The sequence below is a fragment of the Acidobacteriota bacterium genome (assembly GCA_022562055.1).
Classification (GTDB): domain Bacteria; phylum Actinomycetota; class Acidimicrobiia; order Spongiisociales; family UBA5794; genus BMS3BBIN02.
In genome coordinates this window covers 1-16,608 of record JADFQA010000004.1, presented here as the reverse complement: position 1 = coordinate 16,608, position 16,608 = coordinate 1, and the positions used below count along the sequence as shown (strand labels likewise).

Sequence of the window (16,608 nt, the reverse complement as noted above, 5' to 3'; positions counted from 1 at the left end):
CGACCGCTGAGGTACCCAACGTGAACGTTAAAGACAGAGTCGCCATTGTCACCGGCTCAGGCCAAGGCATCGGAGAGGGCATCGCCAGGGTGTTGGCCGCCGCCGGGGCGCGGGTCGTATTGAACGATCTCGTCCCGGATAGGGTTGCTGAGGTGGTCACAGATTTCGAGGCCCTCGGTTACGAGGCGATGGGTCACGCGGCGAACGTGTCAATCGCCGAAGGAGCCGAGAGTCTCGTCGCTGCGGCCCTGGCTACGTACGGCAGAATCGATATTCTCGTGAACAACGTCGGCATCTCTAGAGATGGCTGGCTTGCCAAGATGAGCGAAGAAGACTGGGACAGTGTCCTCACGGTGAACCTGAAGTCACAGTTCCTTATGTGTCGAGCCGTCGTGCCCCACATGATGGACCAGAACTACGGTCGGATTATCAACATCTCGTCGCGCGCGTGGCTCGGCGGGGTGGGCCAGGCTAACTATGCAGCCTCGAAGGGCGCAGTGATCAGCCTGACACGAACGTTGGCTCTCGAAATGGCACGTTACGGAATTACTGCGAACTGCATCGCTCCGGCACTCGTCGATACCCCGCTCTTTAGAAGGCTGAAGGACGAGGTCCAGGAGCGGCTCATCAAGACAATCCCGATCCAACGTATCGGCACTCCCCGGGATATCGGCAACGCGGCGCTGTTCCTTGCCGCCGACGAGTCGTCGTACGTCACCGGCCAGACGCTGTACGTCTGCGGCGGCCGTAGTTTGGGAGCAGTTTGATGAAGGCACACACGCCGTGGGTATGACACATGCCGAGCGAATCCTGGCCGCCGCGGCCGGGAGGAAGGAAGTAACGGCCGGGGAGTTCGTTGTCGCCGATATCGACCTCGCCTTGCTCCACGACATATTTGCCGCGCAGGTCTTCGACACGTTGGCAGACGTGGGGTTCGATCGGGTGTTCGACCCAGACAAGACCGTGGTCGTAATCGATCACCTCGTCCCTGCTCCTTCCGCTGCGGCCGCGGCAGTCCACCAGTCGATCAGGAGCCATGTCTCCCACCTCGGCATCAACGCTTTCTACGACGCTGGCGAGGGGATCTGCCATCAACTGCTTCCCGAACAGGGCCACGTCCGGCCTGGCATGCTGATCGTCGGGACTGACTCTCACACCACAACCTATGGCGCCCTTGGCGCCGGAGGCACAGGGATAGGCACGTCAGACATGGTCTATGCACTTGCTACAGGTCGGCTCTGGTTCCGAGTTCCTGAGACGATTCGTTTCGAGTTGACTGGCAATCTCCAGCGAAGTGTGTCATGGAAGGACGTAATTCTGCACCTCGCTGGACGCTTCGGCGCCGACGCCGCACGGTATCGGGCCATCGAGTTCGGTGGCCCAGCCGCGACCAACGCTGACATGTCAAGCCGTCTCACCGTAGCAAACATGGCGGTCGAGATGGGTGCCAAGTTCGGCCTTTTCGCTGCGGATGAGATCACCGACTCGTATCTCAGGGACCGCGGCGGAGCCGGTACCGAACCCTACGGACCGGAGCCGGATGCACACTACGAGGCAGTTCACGAAATCTTGCTCTCCGACCTTCCGCCGCAAGTTGCGATGCCACACGAAGTGGATCGAGTGAGGTCGATTGAAGATGTCGAGGGAATTGTCATCAACCAGGCGTTCATCGGATCATGCACGAACGGCCGCATCGAAGACCTGCAAGCGGCTGCCGACGTTCTCGCCGGGCAGCACATCGCCGCCGGGGTTCGGCTGCTTGTGGTCCCGGCTTCGCGGCAGATTCTTCAGGAGGCCATGGAGTCCGGGGTCCTCGCGACACTCGTCGACGCCGGGGCATCTGTTCTCCCTCCCGGCTGCGGTCCATGTTTCGGAGGTCACGGAGGACTCCTCGGCCCGGGCGAACGGTGCATCGGTACGCACAACCGCAACTTTATTGGAAGGATGGGAAGCGCAGACGCCGAGATCTATCTCGGGTCACCGGCAACCGTCGCGGCCTCGGCCCTCGCCGGCCACCTCGCCGATCCGAGAAACATGGAGGTCACGAATGCCTGACCACATCCTCGCCGGCAGAGTGTGGAAATTCGACCACGATATCAGCACCGACGTGCTGTCTCCCGGCGCATACGCGATCGACCCCGTGGAAATACGCAAGCTGCATGTCCTTGAGTCGGTCGATCCGACCTTTGCGTCAAAAGTCGCTCCGGGTGATGTCATCGTTGCAGGCCAAAACTTCGGGTGCGGCTCAAGCCGAGAGACCGCGGCTGAGAACTTGAAAGAACTCGGGGTTGCATGTGTCGTTGCCGAGTCATTCGCTCGTATCTTCATGCGCAACGCCATCGCCGTGGGCCTCCCCGTCGTTGTCTGTCCCGGGGTCCACGCCGGTTTCGCCGGTGGGGACCACATCTCGATCGATCTCGAATCGGGTACGGTGCTCAACACGGTTCGCGGATCTGAGCTGCTCGGCGACTCACTGCCGGATGAAATGCGTGAGATTCTTACCGCTGGAGGGATACTTGAAGTGTTGAGGGGTCAAGTCGTTGACTGATACGTCAGGGCATTTTCACTTGACGAGCACCAGCAGTTCTCCGTATCGTCGAGCAAGCTTATGACCAGTCCTACAGCAATCGACTCCGCCGTCGACGAACGTCTCGCCAAGATGCTCGACGTTCTCGGCAGGACCGGCGACGCCATGATTGCCATAAATGGAGACATGCGCATCATCGCGTGGAACGACGCGGCCACCGATCTTCTGGGGTACACGTCAGCCGATGCGCTGGGCCGACGCTGCCACGAGATTCTATGCTGGCGGGACCGTTGCGGGGGGACGATATGCGACCAAAACTGCCCTGCTAGCACTCGCGGCGACCCAGACGAAGTAGTCGAAAGCATGCAAGTTCTCGGCCTTTCCGCAGCGGGCAAGACATTGTGGCTAAATGCAACGACGATCGTCCCACCCATCGAGTTGCGCGATCAGTGCCGCCTCGTTCATCTGATCAGAGAGGTCGAGCTCCCCCCCGAGTTGGAGCGTCTCGTGGTAGAGCGACTGAACGGCTGGAGTCCCGCCGAAACGTGGGGTAACAGCCGACTCGATGTACTCACACCCCGGGAGCGAGAGGTTCTGGGACTTCTTAGCGAAGGCCTCGACGGATCGGCGATAGCAGAACGCCTGTTTCTATCGCACGCAACCGTCCGTAACCACATCCAGCACATCCTCGCCAAGCTTGAGGTCCACAGCCGCGTCGAAGCTGTGGCTCTCGCCCTGCGCCGCAGTTGACTGATCGAACCACCGCACCCCGCAGTTCGACCCGCCGACAGATTCGTCAAGCCCGACGCTACCGGATCACTGTTCCCGGCGTCCTCTGGGCGCCGCTAGGCGGGCCGCGTCGGGAGGTACTCGGGGTACCACATGTCGGCGTCGACTCGTGTTTCGATGTCATCGACGGGGTCGGCAACACCCTCGATGATCGCCTGCGTCGCCACCGCGATTGCGACGGCACGCGACACCGACCGCACGTGTTCGATGTTGGGATAGAGCTGCCCGGCGGCGACCAACTCCGCCGGGGTTACCCTCGCAAGGGCCTTTGCGGCCGCGAGGAACATGCCATCGGTGACCTCTCTCGCTCCGACTGACATAGTCCCCAGCCCCATTCCGGGGAAGATGAACACGTTGTTGGCCTGCCCAATGGTGTGCAGCACACCATTGTGCTCTACCGCGGCAAACGGGCTACCTGTGGCGACGACGGCCCGGCCGTCGGTCCACATGATTGCGTTCGACGGTGTGACCTCCGCGTAGCTCGTCGGGTTCGATAGGGGCATGATGATCGGCTGTTCACATCTGGATACCATCTCCTGTATCACGTCCTTGGTGAACAGACCGGGCTGGCCGCTGACACCGATGAGAACGGTGGGCCGCACGTTGGTGACGACGTCGAGAAGCGAAGGCGGATCGTCGGTTGTGACCCAGTCGGCGACGTTGGCGGGGTCGGCCGCGAGGTTTGCTTTGATGCCTTTGAGAGACCGGTCGCCCGAAATCAGCAGACCCCGCGAGTCGAGGACAAAGATCCGTCGCCAAGCATCGGCTGCGTCGATCCCGTCATCAACCATTGCGAATGCGATCTGGTGGGCAATCCCGTACCCGGCCGATCCCGCCCCTGAGATAACGATGCGGTGGTCATGAAGCGGTGTCGAACTCGCCGAGATGATGCCCGCAACCACCATTGCAGCGGTTCCCTGGATGTCGTCGTTGAAGGATGCGATCCGCTCTCTGTGCGTCTCCAGGTTCCTGAAGCTTGTGAGGTTGGCGAAGTCCTCCCACTGGAGCAATGCCCCGGGGTACACCTCAATGACCGCATCAACAAACTCGTCGATGAGGTTCTCATACTCGGCGCCACGCAGCCGTGGCTCTTTGTAGCCGAGGTAGAGCGGGTCGGCGAGCAGTTCTGAGTTGTTTGTGCCGACATCAATCGAGATCGGGATACAGCGCTCGGGGTGGATACCGGCAGCCACCGTGTAGAGAGCGAGCTTCCCGATTGGAATCCCCATGCCGCCTGCACCCTGATCTCCTATGCCGAGGATGCGTTCGTTGTCGGTCACGACAATCACCGGGGGGCACATCGCGGGATGGCCACGGAGGACTTCAGCGATCCGCCCTCGGTCCCGCGGTGTGATGTACAGCCCGTGGGCGCCCCTGAAGTTGCGGCTCCAATGCGAGCAGACTGCGGCGATCGTCGGGGTGTAGATCACCGGCACAACACCGGTGAGGTCGTCGAGTACAAACCGGTAGAACAGCGTTTCGTTGCGGTCCATGAGCTCGTTGAGAAAGACGTTCTTGCCAATCTCGGTCGTCTTCAGACCGTACTGGTATCGGACTCTGTCGAGCTGTTCATCGATGGTCGACACGTGATCTGGTAAGAACCCGATAAGTCCGAGGGCCTCGCGTTCGTCGCGAGCGAAAGCGTCACCCTTGTTCAAGAACGCATCCTGCAGGATCGCCTTGCCGGTAACGTCGACAGACAGGTAGGGCTGGCCGTCCGAGTCGTCCGTAAGCAACCGAAACCTCATGACATCAACTGCCGTACGAAGGTGGAGTGAGAGCTTCCATGGCCCGATAGTACGGCTCCGGCGATCACTTGCTAATTCGCCGGCGTTTTTCGCTCGCTACGACGCACCCGAAGGTTGAGTTTTGGTCCCCGACGCAGAGACGAACTCGCAGGGAGCTCTCTAGACAATCTCTCCTGCAAGGCGTTCAAGATCTTCCTTTGACTGACCCTCGAAACTTCGCCCGCACACCTCGTCGTAGCCTGCGCAGAGGTCCCGGCAGTCATTGCCGACGATCATTCCGTCAGACATGCCGAACAGGACGTTGTCCTCCTTGCCGATGTGGGCAACGATCAGCTCGATGAAACCCTCGGCGGCGAAAACAAGTTCGGCGCCGGCCTGTTCGTTGCCCTCCCGGGCCTTGTCGAAAGTGGCCCTCATGATTCCAACGAACGCCCTTCCTTGCTCGTGCTCATCGAGCATGACTGCAATCGGACCCGCGTCCTTCGACATTCCCTTTGCAACCAACTCGGGAAACAACAAGTCCTCCTCTTTGCCATGATGGCAAGCGTCAGCAAACAATCGAAAAAACATTATGCACTTGGCGACGCGGTCGTAGTCGAGCGATTGACCGTGATGGTGGGCGCTAAGCATCAGATCGAGGGCCCCCGCTACCTTGAGAATGAGTCGGTGTTCTTCGCGCAGGACCGATGTTGCGGTCGGGATGGGGTTGTCTGCCATACGCATCAAAGTACACAACCTTCGCACCTGCGCGCAACTCGGTCGACGTAGCTATGGCCTGTTCTGAAGTTCACCGGTCTTCACCGACTCCGGAGTTTTCCCGAGAATCATCTGATCGACGGTGGCGACAATAAGGTCGTAGCTAACACCACCACTGATCTTCGCCCGGATCACACCTTTTCGATCAATAAAAAACGTCTCCGGCAACCCGGTCACACCGAAGTCGAACCCCAGACGAGACTGGCCGTCCAACAGATAGTGAGCTCGCTCGCTCCGCCCGTATTTGTCGAGAAACCTTGAGCCAGAGTCGGCGTCGTCGTTGAAGAGCGCACCGACGAACGTGACACCAAGCTCGGCAAGGTCATCCGCTGCCCTCACCAACTCGGGTTGTTCGAGGCGGCACGGCGGGCACCATGACGCCCAGAAGTTGAGCACAATGATGTCGCCCCTGAGATCGGCGAGGGAGAGTTCACCGCTGCGCTCGAGATACGGCAGCGACGTGTCTGAGACGTTCTTCCCGATGAGCGGCGATGCTGTGATGCTCATGTCTTCGCCGAATCGGCTAGCAAACATCGCGAACACCACTACCGCTCCGAAGATCAGGAATGCAAGGATTCGGCCCAGCCTGATGGGTTTTGACTCGGTCATCCCGCGCCACTCTCCGCTCGCTCACGGGCCACGGCGAGCGCCTCTTCAATGACCGAAACCGTGTCTGGCGGGAGTTCGGTAGACAAGAGGGCCCGTTCAAGCAGTGGCACGGCGCCCGCCGGGTCGTTGAGGCCTTCGAGCCGTACCAGCGCAAGCCACACCTGGGCGGTGACATAGTTGGGGTCGACAACAAGCGCCTCGTCGAGGAGGCTGGCGGCGGTCTCGGCATTGTCGGAGAGGTATGTCATCCAGCCGACAGTGGCGAGCGACTCTGGGTCCTTTTCTCGGTCCAGGATGTAGATGAAATGTTGCAGCGCCTTCGAGAATTCGCCGTCCTCAAAGTAGCGACGCGCCAGTGCGCGACGCATTGGCAAGATGTCGGGGTTGTTGGCGACAACGACCTCCATCTCCTCGTTGGTCACGTCCGCAAGATCTACCTGCCGACCATTCAGCACGTCGTTGATGACACCCTCGGTCGCGTTGGACTGTGGGTTGTTGAGCCCGACGATCGCAACGATGCCGATCACGGCCGACACCGCGCCGATCACCGCGGCACCGACCTTGATTTTTGTCTCAACGCCCGTCTTCACCGGCACGTCGGAGACGTTTCCAGATAGTTCTGCGAGTTCTGCCGTGTAGACGTCGTGCAGTTCTTGTGCAGTCTCCGGATCAAGTTCACCGTCGGCGACCTGGCGATCGAGATCCTCAATATCGCTAGCTACCTGGTCCATTCGCTGTCCCACGACTGATACGTCAGTGACGAGGGGTGCGTCAGTGCGGCGCCGCGTGAGGATCACATACCCACCGAGCAGCACAAGTGCGAACGGCACGCCCCACAGCACCGGTCCGAGGCCGCTGCGTCCGGGGTCGAGGATTGCGGAGTTCCCATACACGCCGGCCCAGTACTCGTAAATGTCGTCATCTGACCAGCCTTCGTCAATCTTTTCAGTCACAAATGCGACACCGTCGAGCGCCACTTTGCTCGGTGACTGATCGAGACTTAACCCGTTGCAGACGGGGCAAACAAGTGTCTTGCTGAGAGCGTCAACCCGATCTTGCGCGGACACAACCGAAGCCGCCGGCCGCAAGGCGAGCACCATGATGAGCACTGCAGCGATCGGTACCGCAATCCGCAGTACCCGTCCGAGTTCACGCATCGACCATGGCTTTCCGCTGCGCCCGGCGTCCGATCACAGACACCGCGCCGCCAAGACCCGTCACTGCGCCACCCAACCACACCATCCACATCATGGGAAAGATGAACACGTCGATGACCGGGTTGGCCGCGCTGCCGGCCGCTATTCGGATATAGACATCCTCAAATAGGGTGGTGTATACGGCTGGGGTGCCGATCGGTGTTGATGAGTTTTTGTACGCGTTGGTACTCGGTGAAAGCGTGGTCAGGGTCCTTGAGCACGATGCGTCTAGCACGGTGAGGTCGAGTCCCCGCACCACACGGTTGGGTTCCTGTCGCTCGAACGGTCCGTCATACGAAATGCAGTAACCGGCAACCGGGACCGACTCGCCGACACTCAACTGGATAGTCGTCTGCGAAGCGAGACCGGTAGTTGTAGCTATCCCGATGGCCAGGACCGCAACACCTAGGTGTGACAGTTGACCGCCCCAGAACCCTGGTTCGTTCTTCACGATGCGCACGAACGCGGCACCAACGCTGATCCCGGTTTTGGCTACCTGGTTCATCCTGGTCCACATCAGCCGGACGATCACCGCCGGGATGAAGGCACCGAGGACGATCACCATGATCGTCGGCACCGACCTCACCCCGATCATGACCACTACCGCGCCGATTACTAGAGCAGCGGTCACCGGCGTCCGCAGCCGTCGCCATACGACCCGTGGGTCGGCAATCCGGTACGGCATGATTGGTCCGATGCCGACGGCGAGAAGTAGAACGAGCGCGATCGGGAGGGTGATCCTGTCGTAGAACGGTCGGCCGACGGTGACACGGTTGCCGTTGAGCACTTCGAATATTGTGGGCGCAAGTGTGCCGAGTAAGACCGCGAGGCCCCACACGGCGAGCAGCAGGTTGTTGAGCAGGAACACTCCTTCTCTGCTGACAAGCGATTCGACACGCGGCGCCTGCGCGACGAGGTGTGCCCTGAACGCGAAAAGGGCAAACGACCCAATCACCACGAACGCGAGGAAGATCAGGATTGCGGGGCCGATCCCAGATTGACTGAACGCATGCACCGAGAACACAACACCAGAGCGAGTGAGAAAAGTTGCCAGGATTGTCAGTGAGAACGTTGAGATGACCAGCACAATGTTCCACGCTTGCAGCATGCCGCGCTTTCGTTGGATGACGGACGAGTGGATGAACGCGGTTGCGGCAAGCCACGGAATCAGCGTGCTGTTTTCCACTGGGTCCCATGCCCAGTAGCCGCCCCAACCGAGCACTTCGTACGACCACCAACCGCCGAGCATCAGCCCGATGGTGAGAAACACCCACGCAAGGATCGTCCAGCGCCGAGTGCGTTCGAGCCATCCGTTGCCGCTCTCACCGCGGATCAGCGCTGAGATCGCGAACGCAAAGGGGGCGGTCATACCAACAAACCCGACATAGAGCATTGGCGGGTGGATCGCCATGAGGATGTGATTTTGGAGTAGTGCGTTTGGCCCGACGCCGTTCACCGGGCTCACCGACGCCGCGAGGGGGAACCACGAACTCGCCTGGCAACCTATCTCGGCTGCTGCGGTACACACCCTGAACGGGTTCGCAACAGTGATCATCGTTGCGAACCAGAACACCGCAACCGCCCCGATGATCCCCAAGGCTCCTGCTCCGAGGCCGTCGTTGGCGCCAAGCGAGCGATATACCAGCCACGCAAACACGGCAACGAGCAGTCCCCAGAGCAAGACGCTGCCCTCAAGCGCAGCCCAGCCGCTGGCGAGGAGGAAGATGAACGGTGTCTCGGTTGCGCTGTTCGACGCGATGTATTCAATTGAATAGTCGTGGGTCACGATGCCAAGTTCGAGGAAACCCATCGCGGCAAGTCCACCGCCGACAAGCAACCGAACCGGCAACCGGAGAGCCTCTTTTGCGCCCTCGCCTGTCGTCACCCGCCGTAACCCGGCAACCGTGAGCCAGCCTGCACCGACCAACGCGGTGAGCAGCGAGATATAACCGGCGAGCGCTATCACCGCTCGCCCTCATCGGTTGAGTAGTCGAATACCTCGCCGTCGTCCGCAACGTACGTCTCGTCGTGCTTCACCAACATGGTGTCTGAGCGGAACACCGCACCATCCCATGAGCCTTCGAGCACGACACCGATCCCCTCCTGAAAAAGTTGCTGCGGCGCACCGCTGTGCACAACACCGATCGATTCTCGCCCGTCGGTGACGGTGAACTCCACACCAAGCTCGGTCGTGGTCACGCTGCCTTCGAGCACCTCGCCACCGATGCGGAACCGCTGCTGCGTGATGTCGCCCGAGACGATGTCGGTCGGTGTGTAGAAATACACGAGGCTGTCTGAAAGGGTGAACAGAACTGCCACGAGAACACCGAGGATGGCCACGGCGGGGATCAGGAAGCGAACGTAGCGTTTCATTTCTTGTCAGATCGCAGAGTTCTGACTCGTCGTTGTATCCACACGAAGTAGCCGCCGATTATCCCGTACCCGATGACCGACGCAACGATGGCGTAACCGAGCTGGCTCACGTGGCAGCTCCCATCTGGGGCATCTGCACGGCGTCGCCTGCAACGGAGGCGTCGGCGCCTCTTGCGAGCTCGAACGCACCGTCCTCAAGAAGCACGATTTCCATCCGTCTGCGAACCAGCGCAAACAGGACGAACTGCATCGCGAGCATGACTGTTAGCAATGCAACGGCCATCTGTCCCTCGATCTTGGGTGCGGCCGGGCTGAGGATGGTGGTGCCCTGGTGGAGCGAGTTCCACCACACGACCGAAAAATGGTTGATGGGGATCATGGCTAGCGCAACGACACCGAGCACTGCGGAACGGTTCGCCCGTGTCTCGACGTCGGGGATAGCTCTGCGTAGCGCCAGATACCCCAGGTACACAAAGAACATGACGGCCGACATGGTGAGCCGTGCGTCCCACACCCAGAAGTAGCCCCAGGTGGTCTGCCCCCAGATCATCCCGACGATGATGACGACACCGAAGAGCATCACACCAACCTCCGCAGACGCTGCTGCGAGCCGGTCGAAGACGAGACGGCGTGTCACGATGAAGAGCAGCGAACCGATCGCTGTGAGGGCGAACGCCACATATGCCGCAACAACTGAAGGGACGTGCACATAGAGCATGCGTGTCAGGTCACCCTGGATGCGGTCCGCCGGCGAAGTGAACGACAGGACTATCCCGATGGTGAGTAGCACGACCGCAACAATGTCGACGGTGCGGAACACTCTCACTCTGGTTCTGGACTCGGTCACGGGTTCTCCTGGAGCGGCCGTGCGGCGAGGACGCCGATGATGATCACGACGAGATCGACCACCAACATGAGGACGATCCAGCGAAGGATACCGCGTTGTGTGATCAACTCATCCAGCGTCTTCGAAGCACCAAGTAGCAGCGGAATTGAGAGCGGTGCCACGATGAGCGGGACGAGCGCCGTGCCTGTTTCGAGGTCGTGTGCAATCCAACCGGCGAGCGTTCCGAGGGCGGCTAGACCGATGCCGACCAAGACAATCACGATGGGGATCGGCCACCAGATCGGCACCGATATGCCAAGGAAGAAGAAGCCGACAAGCCCGACGACGACTTCGAACAAGATCATGAACAGGGCGGACGCCACGGCTTGGCCGACCCACATTGCGGCCGGGTCGGCGCCGGTGAGGGCGAGCATGTCGCGCTGGGCAGGGGTCTCGGCTGCCGTACGGCGCACCGCGACGAGCGTCCCGAAGAGAAACACGATGCCCCACAGCACAGCAGGTGCGGCCTTGTCGAGGACTTGTGAGTCGGCGCTGAGCAGAAAGCCGATCAGGATGATCGAGATGGCGCCAAAGGGAATTGTCACTCCGAGCACCTCGGCGGTGCGCCGTTCCCGGCGCAGGTCACGTATGACCACGGTCCGTGCCTGTCGGTAGAAGTCAGTCACGAGCTGTCCCCATCGACAAGTTTTCCGTCAACGAGTTCCCCGGCGACGAGTTCAACGTTGCGATGGGTCATTTTGGAGACCCGGGTGCGGTCGTGCGACACGACGACGGTTGCGCCGCCGCGTTCGAGCACGGAGGAGGCGAGGTACTCAACGAGTTCTGCGGCGTGGGCGTCGAGCGCGGCGTGGGGTTCGTCGAGGAGTAGAAGGTCGGGGCGGGCAACAAGCTGGAACGCGATTTCGGCTCGCCGTTGCATACCGTGTGAACAGTGGCGAGCCTGGCGACCCGCCACGTCGCCCAAGCCGACTTCGGCGAGGACGTCTGCGACCTTGTCGACCGGGTCGCCGCGCATGGAAACAAGGAATGACAGGTTCTCTTCAAGCGTCAGTGTTGGGTACAGCGCCGGGACGTGGCCAATCATGCCGATGCGCCGCCGTACCGGGGCGAGGTCGGTGCCTTTCGCTGATCCCAGCACCGTTGCGGTCCCTCCGGTCGGTTTTGCGACGAGTGCGACGAGCCGCAGGAGGGTGGTTTTTCCGGCACCGTTGGCACCGAACAGTCCGACGGCTTCGCCCGCGTCAATCGTTAGATTCACGGACCGTAGAATCAACGATCTTCCTGCACTAAACGCAACGTCTTGAAGGGAAACCAGCGGAGCCGACATAAGAGGGTGAATTGTACGAGGTGCCCTTGCGTGAACGACAATCGCCCCGCAGCGAGAGCCCCTCTCTGGGAATGCGCGACCATTTCTTGGCGTTGAAGCGACGGACTACGAAAGAGGTGTTGCCCATGGCAACCATCAATCTCACAAAAGAAAACTTTGAACAGACGATTGCGGACAACGACATCGTCCTGGTCGACTTCTGGGCCGAATGGTGCGGTCCGTGTCGGACGTTCGGGCCAACGTATGAGAAGGTCTCCGAGCATTATCCCAACGCGGTGTTCGCCAAGGTTGATACCGAGGCCGAGCAGGAGCTGGCCGGACAGTTCAATATCCGTTCGATCCCAACACTGATGGTGTTCCGTGACCAGATCGGCATCTTCAGCCAGCCAGGTGCCCTCCCCGAGTCGTCGCTGACCGACCTAGTCGATCAGACGCTGGCCCTAGACATGGACGCCGTCAAGGCCGAAGTCGAGCAAGAGCACGACCACACCCACGATCACAGCGAACCAGCCACAACCTCCGCTGAGTAAAAGGACCGTTCCTCCTACAACAATCGATCCAACAAACCCTGAGAGCCGCTGCACCCCAGCGGCTCTCAGCGCGCCCACACCCAAATCGGGAGTCCACAGAGAGGGAGACAGGGGTGCTACGGCGTCACTGTTCCAAATCCTTTGTTAGCTGCACTCTAAGCTAAGGTTAGTGGACAACCTTTGCTTAAAGCGATCGGAGATAAGGAGTGGCGGAGTACCAGCGGAGGCGGTGGGAGCCTCGATTTGAGGGAATGACTCGCCGCGACCGACGAGGTTGCAGCTACGACGCGTACTTGCCCGATCCCCTCAAGGGATGGAACCTTACCCTTCCTAGCGACCTCGCGGCCGATATCGCCGACGCCGAAACTGCTGTCAGGGACCTCAACGCGGCCGGGACGAGCCACGTCAGCCTCGAGGGTCTCGCTCGATTCCTCCTCCGAGCTGAATCGGTTGCATCCTCAAAGATCGAAGGACTCGACGCCGGACCTCGTCGGCTTGTCGAGGCGGAGGCTGCCCTCGCCCAAGGTGGCGAAAGCGCCGATCGCATCGCCGTCGAAGTCCTCGGCAACATCGCAGCTATGGAATCCGCTATCAAGCTGGGCGTCCAAGTAGAGCGCATCTCTTTGGCCGATCTGCAAGACATCCACCAGGTCCTGATGGAACGCTCGCGGACACCAGACCTCGGAGGAGTTATTCGCGAGCAGCAGAACTGGATAGGCGGCAGTTCCTACAACCCATGCAGCGCAGTGTTCGTCCCGCCCCCACCGGACCACGTTGAGGAGTGCCTCGAAGACCTGATCGACTACACCAACGGCGACGAGCACTCACCGCTTGTGCAAGCGGCGATCGCTCACGCCCAGTTTGAGACGATCCATCCCTTCGCCGACGGGAATGGCCGCGCCGGGCGGGCCCTGATCCACGTCATCTTCCGCCGGCGCGGGCTGTCACCGGTGTTCGTGCCCCCCATCAGCCTCGTACTCGCCACTTGGACCGGCGACTACATATCTGGATTAACCGCGTTCCGGCACCTGGGTCCCGCAGACAGCCCCGAGCGGTCCGTGGCTGCCCACACATGGTTACGGACCTTCGCTGGCGCCACCCTCCGGGCATGCAGCGACGCCCAGATCTACGCCACGAGAATCGACGAGCTCGTCCATCAATGGCGGTCGAACCTCGGCACGGTTCGCAACGGTTCCGCATTGGACTTGCTCATTGAGGTTCTTCCGGGGGTCCCCCTCCTGACCGTAGATTCCGCCAGCGGGCTCATCCACCGGACCCCTGTCGCCGCCGGGGCAGCCATCAACCGCCTCGTCGAAGCGAAGATACTGACGCAGCGCAACGTCGGCAAGCAACGGTATCGCATCTTCGAAGCACCGGCCGTCCTCGATCTGTTCACATCATTCGAGCGCGCCCTCGCCAGCCCAACAGGCAACACCGCGACCACAGCCCCCGTCCGCCCAGTGCCACAACCGCCCGGCGATGCGTGATCACGATGAGCCGTATGGCGACCAAGGTGCCTCGTATTCGTACTTCGTGTCCCGTTCGGTGTAGTCGGCGACGTCAAAGAGCCGCTGCGCCCCTCTCCGCTCATTGATCGCATCCTCGCGCATCTTGGGAAAGTCGACGATGGCCCGTTGGTACAGGTGGGACATGATCCGGTCTCCAACTTCATGGTCGGTCGCAAAGAGCAAGAAATAGATCGGATGACCTTGTTCGTTTCGCACCTCAAACGTGTGCACACGTTTGTATCCAAGGACATTCTCCAACCTCCAGCGCATGAGGTTCACATACTCGTCCGTAGCCGCTGCCGGCTCCAGTTCACCATCGACGCGGGCTTCATAGATTGTTCTCCATCGGTCAGTCCCGTACATCTCAGTAATTCGCCCTTCGTCCTGCGGGCGGACTTCCGCTCCATCGACACGGAGGAGACGAACGAACATCGGTACCGGAAGCAGCATCCAAAGTTCGACCTTGTACTTGCGGCCTGCTTTGAACGACGCAAGGGCTTCGAGAGTGGCCCAAGCGACGTCGGGACCGTTCGGGTCGATGAAAGCGAACGCCGGAGCCCAGTTCCACGGAGCCAGCTCATCGAGCGCTGCGTGGATGGTCTCGTTGCAGTCTCCCGCATACACCTTCAGGTCTCGCCGTGGGAAGTCGTCGTGGAGCGCGTCCTCGAGCGCCTTGGCGTGGCTAAGTTCGAAGAATCTCAACCGCGTGAACGGTGCCGACTTGGTACCGAGAGCGACCCACGGTGAGCTCTCGATGGGCTCTTGTGTGATCCGATCCACGTTTCCCGGTTCACCCGCGAAGAGGTCGAAGTAGAGAATCTCACGAGAACTCTTTGATGCGGTTGTGAACGCATCGAGATAGTCCCGAAGAATATCAAGTTTTCCCTTGGTCCAGAATCCCCACTGGCGAGCCATGTCCTACCCCATCCGAACCAAGATGGGCATGTCGTTGTAGGTCCGACCGTCGAGATCTCTCCCTCCGGCCTTTGGAGTCCTGCCTCCCCATTGCTTGAAGAAGAATGGAACTCTGGCATCCGCACACTGGTCGCGTATGTCGTTCACCCAATCGAGGTCCATCGGCCGGGCCCCAGGACCGCTCTCGCCGCCGAGAATCACCCAATGGATGCCGGCAAGATCAAGGCCGGGAAGTGGGCCGAGCAGTGGTTCCAGGCTAAGAAACCGAACGGCTGCGGGAACATCGCGGAGATGGTCAATTCTGAACGTGTACCGGGCATTTTCAACGCTGACGCCCATCCACACGTTGGCTGGCCAATCGATGTCGGCCGACATCTCTCGGAGTCGCTTCGAGCGCTTCGTCAAGATTTGATAGGTGTGCTGCGGCGTGTCGGCCATCACTTCGAACACATCTTGGATGAATCCCAAGGGAACATCCGGGTGGAACAAATCGCTCATTGAATCGACAAACACAACACGCGGCCGCCGCCATGACCTGGGCAGATCAAGCACTTGTGGGTGGATCGTCAGCTTGAAGCCTGGCCCGGACGTTCTCGGGTCTCCATCAAGTTGATACTTCTCGGAACCCATCGCCTTTAGGCGCTTCGCAAGAGTCAAGGCGTAACAATTGTCACAGCCTGGAGAAACGCGATCACAGCCGGTCGTCGGATTCCAGGTTGATTCAGTCCATTCGATACCGCTGTGGTCAGCCATCTCGTCCACCTAACGTTCTACAAGCCCGACCGTACTGGCAAGGTATGACAGGATCTACTGTTTGGAATCTTTGGCGAGAGTTTTTGCCAGCTTCTCCACCTTTTGAGCTGCGTCCAACACTCCCCGCGCATACTCGATCATCGCTTGAAGATACTCGCTCAACTGCCGGGATCCCTCATACGGAGGAACCCCTCTGGGCACATACTCGGCCGCCTTGACGACCCAACCGATGCGATGTAGGTACTCCTTCTCATCGAATCGATGGGTGGACCGGTTGCGAATGTCCCGCAGGTCGTTGATACGACAATCGTCGTCGAGGTCCTTGATGAGTTTCTTGAGCTCCGAAGCCTTGGGATGCCCCGACCGACTCAACTTGTTAATCACGCTTTTCGGCGATGCACCATGGACCTTCGGCATCTCCGGTGCCACAGATGCGATCCCCGAAACAAGCTGATCAAGCATCGCGACGATCGCCCGCCCACACGCCTCGAAATGAGCCTGCAGGGCCATCGGTGGAAGATCGCTCCCATCAGGTTCTGAGAAAGGAAGCAGCTCCCTGAGAACCGCAAGGTGATACTCGGCGATATCGAACTTCCGTTCCATCGCTTCGACATACTTGTCCATCTATGCCGCCTCCTCGTAGATGCTTCTGCCGTTGCCTTGGTAGGCGTTGAAGACGTGTTCAAAGATGGCGCCGGCTTTGTTGGAGAACATGGCACTGTCGTACACA

General features: G+C 60.2%; 18 protein-coding genes. 6 read left to right on the top strand and 12 right to left on the bottom strand.

Going from position 1 to position 16,608, the window contains the following annotated elements; translation table 11 throughout:
- Positions 1 to 20 precede the first annotated feature (20 nt).
- From IIC71_01930 to IIC71_01915, 4 genes are read left to right on the top strand one after another with little or no spacing between them, the layout of a single operon-like run.
- Positions 21 to 767, top strand: coding sequence for a glucose 1-dehydrogenase (locus tag IIC71_01930; protein ID MCH7667954.1), 747 nt, complete (start codon positions 21 to 23; stop codon positions 765 to 767).
- A gap of 16 nt (positions 768 to 783) precedes the next feature.
- Positions 784 to 2,055 (top strand): 3-isopropylmalate dehydratase large subunit, encoded by a 1,272-nt coding sequence (locus IIC71_01925; protein MCH7667953.1) that lies wholly within the window; start codon positions 784 to 786, stop codon positions 2,053 to 2,055.
- Positions 2,048 to 2,548: a 3-isopropylmalate dehydratase gene (locus IIC71_01920; protein ID MCH7667952.1), complete on the top strand. Its 501-nt coding sequence runs from the start codon at positions 2,048 to 2,050 to the stop codon at positions 2,546 to 2,548. The genes IIC71_01925 and IIC71_01920 overlap by 8 nt, the downstream gene beginning before the upstream one ends.
- A gap of 60 nt (positions 2,549 to 2,608) precedes the next feature.
- Positions 2,609 to 3,277 (top strand): PAS domain S-box protein, encoded by a 669-nt coding sequence (locus IIC71_01915; GenBank protein MCH7667951.1) that lies wholly within the window; start codon positions 2,609 to 2,611, stop codon positions 3,275 to 3,277.
- A gap of 95 nt (positions 3,278 to 3,372) precedes the next feature.
- On the opposite strand, the gene IIC71_01910 is transcribed toward IIC71_01915, so the two are convergent.
- The 9 genes from IIC71_01910 to IIC71_01870 all read right to left on the bottom strand — a co-directional run bounded on the left by IIC71_01910 (position 3,373) and on the right by IIC71_01870 (position 12,115).
- Positions 3,373 to 5,064 (bottom strand): NAD-dependent malic enzyme, encoded by a 1,692-nt coding sequence (locus IIC71_01910; GenBank protein ID MCH7667950.1) that lies wholly within the window; start codon positions 5,062 to 5,064, stop codon positions 3,373 to 3,375.
- A 159-nt stretch (positions 5,065 to 5,223) separates the two neighbouring features.
- Positions 5,224 to 5,781, bottom strand: a complete 558-nt coding sequence (locus tag IIC71_01905; GenBank protein ID MCH7667949.1) for a hemerythrin domain-containing protein — start codon at positions 5,779 to 5,781, stop codon at positions 5,224 to 5,226.
- Between the two features lie 51 nt (positions 5,782 to 5,832).
- Positions 5,833 to 6,429 (bottom strand): TlpA family protein disulfide reductase, encoded by a 597-nt coding sequence (locus IIC71_01900; protein ID MCH7667948.1) that lies wholly within the window; start codon positions 6,427 to 6,429, stop codon positions 5,833 to 5,835.
- Positions 6,426 to 7,586, bottom strand: coding sequence for a cytochrome c-type biogenesis protein CcmH (locus IIC71_01895; GenBank protein MCH7667947.1), 1,161 nt, complete (start codon positions 7,584 to 7,586; stop codon positions 6,426 to 6,428). Before IIC71_01895 ends, IIC71_01900 begins: the two co-directional genes overlap by 4 nt.
- A complete protein-coding gene (locus tag IIC71_01890) occupies positions 7,579 to 9,591 on the bottom strand; it encodes a heme lyase CcmF/NrfE family subunit (GenBank protein ID MCH7667946.1) in 2,013 nt (670 codons plus the stop codon). Before IIC71_01890 ends, IIC71_01895 begins: the two co-directional genes overlap by 8 nt.
- Positions 9,588 to 9,998 (bottom strand): cytochrome c maturation protein CcmE, encoded by a 411-nt coding sequence (locus tag IIC71_01885; protein MCH7667945.1) that lies wholly within the window; start codon positions 9,996 to 9,998, stop codon positions 9,588 to 9,590. Before IIC71_01885 ends, IIC71_01890 begins: the two co-directional genes overlap by 4 nt.
- A 106-nt stretch (positions 9,999 to 10,104) precedes the next feature.
- A complete protein-coding gene (gene ccsA, locus IIC71_01880; protein MCH7667944.1) occupies positions 10,105 to 10,845 on the bottom strand; it encodes a cytochrome c biogenesis protein CcsA in 741 nt (246 codons plus the stop codon).
- On the bottom strand, positions 10,842 to 11,510 hold the full coding sequence (locus IIC71_01875) for a heme exporter protein CcmB (protein ID MCH7667943.1): 669 nt from the start codon (positions 11,508 to 11,510) through the stop codon (positions 10,842 to 10,844). Before IIC71_01875 ends, ccsA begins: the two co-directional genes overlap by 4 nt.
- Positions 11,507 to 12,115: an ABC transporter ATP-binding protein gene (locus IIC71_01870; GenBank protein MCH7667942.1), complete on the bottom strand. Its 609-nt coding sequence runs from the start codon at positions 12,113 to 12,115 to the stop codon at positions 11,507 to 11,509. The genes IIC71_01875 and IIC71_01870 overlap by 4 nt, the downstream gene beginning before the upstream one ends.
- 182 nt (positions 12,116 to 12,297) lie before the next feature.
- On the opposite strand from IIC71_01870, the gene trxA reads away from it, so the two are divergent.
- Positions 12,298 to 12,702, top strand: coding sequence for a thioredoxin (gene trxA / locus IIC71_01865; GenBank protein ID MCH7667941.1), 405 nt, complete (start codon positions 12,298 to 12,300; stop codon positions 12,700 to 12,702).
- A gap of 206 nt (positions 12,703 to 12,908) precedes the next feature.
- The gene (locus tag IIC71_01860) at positions 12,909 to 14,189 is read left to right on the top strand and encodes a Fic family protein (protein ID MCH7667940.1); all 1,281 of its coding nucleotides are present in this window, start codon (positions 12,909 to 12,911) and stop codon (positions 14,187 to 14,189) included.
- Here the strand turns inward: IIC71_01860 and tcmP are convergent, their stop codons facing one another.
- The 3 genes from tcmP to IIC71_01845 are packed head-to-tail and all read right to left on the bottom strand — an operon-like array spanning position 14,190 to position 16,502.
- The gene (tcmP, locus tag IIC71_01855) at positions 14,190 to 15,125 is read right to left on the bottom strand and encodes a three-Cys-motif partner protein TcmP (GenBank protein MCH7667939.1); all 936 of its coding nucleotides are present in this window, start codon (positions 15,123 to 15,125) and stop codon (positions 14,190 to 14,192) included. It lies immediately after the preceding gene.
- A gap of 3 nt (positions 15,126 to 15,128) precedes the next feature.
- Positions 15,129 to 15,878, bottom strand: a complete 750-nt coding sequence (locus IIC71_01850) for a phage Gp37/Gp68 family protein (protein ID MCH7667938.1) — start codon at positions 15,876 to 15,878, stop codon at positions 15,129 to 15,131.
- Positions 15,879 to 15,932: 54 nt separating this feature from the next.
- Entirely contained in the window at positions 15,933 to 16,502 is a 570-nt protein-coding gene (locus tag IIC71_01845; protein ID MCH7667937.1) for a hypothetical protein, read from the bottom strand.
- Positions 16,503 to 16,608: the final 106 nt, after the last annotated feature.

Bases quoted from the DNA above. Each gene is read 5' to 3' on its own strand.
- IIC71_01920 (MCH7667952.1), top strand. From the start codon at position 2,048: ATGCCTGACCACATCCTCGCCGGCAGAGTGTGGAAATTCGACCACGAT.
- IIC71_01915 (MCH7667951.1), top strand. From the start codon at position 2,609: ATGACCAGTCCTACAGCAATCGACTCCGCCGTCGACGAACGTCTCGCC.
- IIC71_01910 (MCH7667950.1), bottom strand. From the start codon at position 5,064: ATGAGGTTTCGGTTGCTTACGGACGACTCGGACGGCCAGCCCTACCTG.
- IIC71_01905 (MCH7667949.1), bottom strand. From the start codon at position 5,781: ATGGCAGACAACCCCATCCCGACCGCAACATCGGTCCTGCGCGAAGAA.
- IIC71_01900 (MCH7667948.1), bottom strand. From the start codon at position 6,429: ATGACCGAGTCAAAACCCATCAGGCTGGGCCGAATCCTTGCATTCCTG.
- IIC71_01895 (MCH7667947.1), bottom strand. From the start codon at position 7,586: ATGCGTGAACTCGGACGGGTACTGCGGATTGCGGTACCGATCGCTGCA.
- IIC71_01885 (MCH7667945.1), bottom strand. From the start codon at position 9,998: ATGAAACGCTACGTTCGCTTCCTGATCCCCGCCGTGGCCATCCTCGGT.
- trxA (MCH7667941.1), top strand. From the start codon at position 12,298: ATGGCAACCATCAATCTCACAAAAGAAAACTTTGAACAGACGATTGCG.
- tcmP (MCH7667939.1), bottom strand. From the start codon at position 15,125: ATGGCTCGCCAGTGGGGATTCTGGACCAAGGGAAAACTTGATATTCTT.
- IIC71_01850 (MCH7667938.1), bottom strand. From the start codon at position 15,878: ATGGCTGACCACAGCGGTATCGAATGGACTGAATCAACCTGGAATCCG.
- IIC71_01845 (MCH7667937.1), bottom strand. From the start codon at position 16,502: ATGGACAAGTATGTCGAAGCGATGGAACGGAAGTTCGATATCGCCGAG.